Origin of the sequence: Arthrobacter sp. MYb23, assembly GCF_002979775.1 — a bacterium.
Taxonomy (GTDB): domain Bacteria; phylum Actinomycetota; class Actinomycetes; order Actinomycetales; family Micrococcaceae; genus Arthrobacter.
Map to the genome: position 1 here is coordinate 1 of NZ_PCPR01000055.1, position 2,009 is coordinate 2,009.

General features: G+C 62.8%; 1 protein-coding gene and 2 pseudogenes. All 3 read left to right on the plus strand.

All coding sequences use genetic code 11. From position 1 onward, the window contains the following. Nucleotides 1-174 (plus strand): annotated as a pseudogene (locus CQ020_RS24645) (transaldolase); the annotation flags it as partial. A 6-nt stretch (nt 175-180) separates the two neighbouring features. Next, nucleotides 181-1,812, plus strand: coding sequence for a glucose-6-phosphate isomerase (locus tag CQ020_RS23920; RefSeq protein ID WP_105694320.1), 1,632 nt, complete (start codon nt 181-183; stop codon nt 1,810-1,812). A 15-nt stretch (nt 1,813-1,827) separates the two neighbouring features. Beyond that, nucleotides 1,828-2,009 (plus strand): annotated as a pseudogene (locus CQ020_RS23925) (glucose-6-phosphate dehydrogenase); the annotation flags it as partial.

The window sequence follows — 2,009 nt, forward strand, 5'->3', positions numbered from 1 at the left end:
GGCACCTACGACGAAGCGAACGAGACCCTCAACGCCCTCGAAGGCCTCGGCGTCTCCTACAACGACGTCGTCACCCTTCTCGAGACCGAAGGCCTCGAGAAGTTTGTGGGCTCCTGGAAGGAACTCCTCGCCGACGTCGAAGGCGCACTCGTCACCGCACGGAAGGCTTCCTAACCCACTATGAGCACAATCAGCTACGACGCCAGCGGTGCCGCCCAGCAGGCTATCGCCCAGCATATTGACGGTCTGGTCGAAGAAAAGATCGCAACCCGGATTTTCGCGAAGGATCACACCCTGTGGGGCCCTGACGCGGAGTCCGAGTCCGCGATCCGCCTCGGCTGGGTAGAAGCCGCCACCGTATCCCAGGCACTGGTCGGGGACATTCTGGCACTTCGTGATGCCCTCCGCGCCGAAGGCGTTTCCCGCATCGTCCTTTGTGGCATGGGTGGGTCTTCCCTGGCTCCTGAGGTTATTGCCGGTACCGCCGGCGTCGAGCTGACTGTGTTGGACAGCACTGACCCTGAACAGGTCACTGCTGCCCTGACGGACCGACTGGCAGAGACGGCCATCGTCGTTTCTTCCAAGTCGGGCTCCACCGTCGAGACAGACTCCCAACGGCGGGTGTTCGAGAAGGCGTTCAACGACGCCGGTATCGACGCCAAGAGCCGCATTATCATCGTTACGGACCCCGGGTCACCCCTGGACAAAGCCTCCCGCGAGGCAGGCTACCGTGCCGTGTTCAACGCTGATCCCAACGTTGGCGGACGCTTCTCGGCACTCACTGCCTTCGGTCTGGTCCCCTGCGGGCTGGCCGGCGTTGACATCCAGGCTTTCCTGGACGAGGCGGAGGAAGCAGCTGAGATCCTGAACGAAGACTCTGCTGACAACATCGGACTGGCCCTCGGCATTGCCCTGGGTGGTACCAGCCCGCTGCGCAACAAGATTGTCATCGCGGAAGACGGTTCGGGCATTGTCGGTTTCGCTGACTGGGCCGAGCAACTCATCGCCGAATCCACGGGCAAGCTGGGCACTGGTGTTCTGCCGGTGGTGGCCGGCCCCGATTCCCCGGAAGCCCTGAACGGTGCCGAGGACGTGCTGGTGGTGCGGCTGGTAGACGCGGATGCCGACGTCGAACTTCGTGACAATGAAGTGGCAATTGCCGGTGGCCTGCCTTCCCAGATGTTCGTCTGGGAATTTGCCACCGCGGTAGCGGGACGCCTTCTGGGCATCAACCCGTTCGACCAGCCCGACGTCGAAGCCGCCAAGGTGGCTGCACGCGGTCTGCTGGACGCCCGCCCCGAACCCACCCCGGCTGCCTTTACGGACGGCGCAGTGGAAGTCCGTGGCGGTGAGTGGCTCGGCTCCGCGTCGACCAGCACGGAAGCTCTGCAGGCGTTGCTGGCCCAGCTGGGTACGGACGGTTACTTGAGCGTCCAGGCCTACTTGGACCGCATCTCCCACGCTCCGCTGGAAGGAATCCGGGACGAACTCGCGGCTGTCAGCCACCGTCCGGTGACGTTCGGTTGGGGTCCGCGGTTCCTGCACTCCACCGGCCAGTTCCATAAGGGTGGACCGGCCATTGGAGTCTTCCTGCAGATCACTGCAGCATCATCCATCGACCTCGAAATCCCTGAGCGCCCCTTCACGTTCGGTCAGCTCATTGCCGCGCAGGCTTCGGGCGATGCCCAGGTGCTGGAAGGTCATGGCCGTCCTGTACTGCGTCTTCACCTCACCGAACGCGCTGCGGGCGTAGCCCAACTCCAGGAACTCGTCTCTGCTTTGGCCACACAAGCCAGCGCACTCGAAAGCTAAGGCACAGAACCAAACATGCCAGAATCTAGGAACGGCACTGTCCGGAATCCTTTGCGGGATCCGCGGGATCGTCGTTTGAATCGTATTGCCGGGCCGTCGTCGTTGGTGTTCTTCGGGGTCACTGGTGATCTTGCCCGTAAGAAGCTGATGCCGGCGGTTTATGACCTGGCTAACCGTGGCTTGTTGCCGCCGAGTTT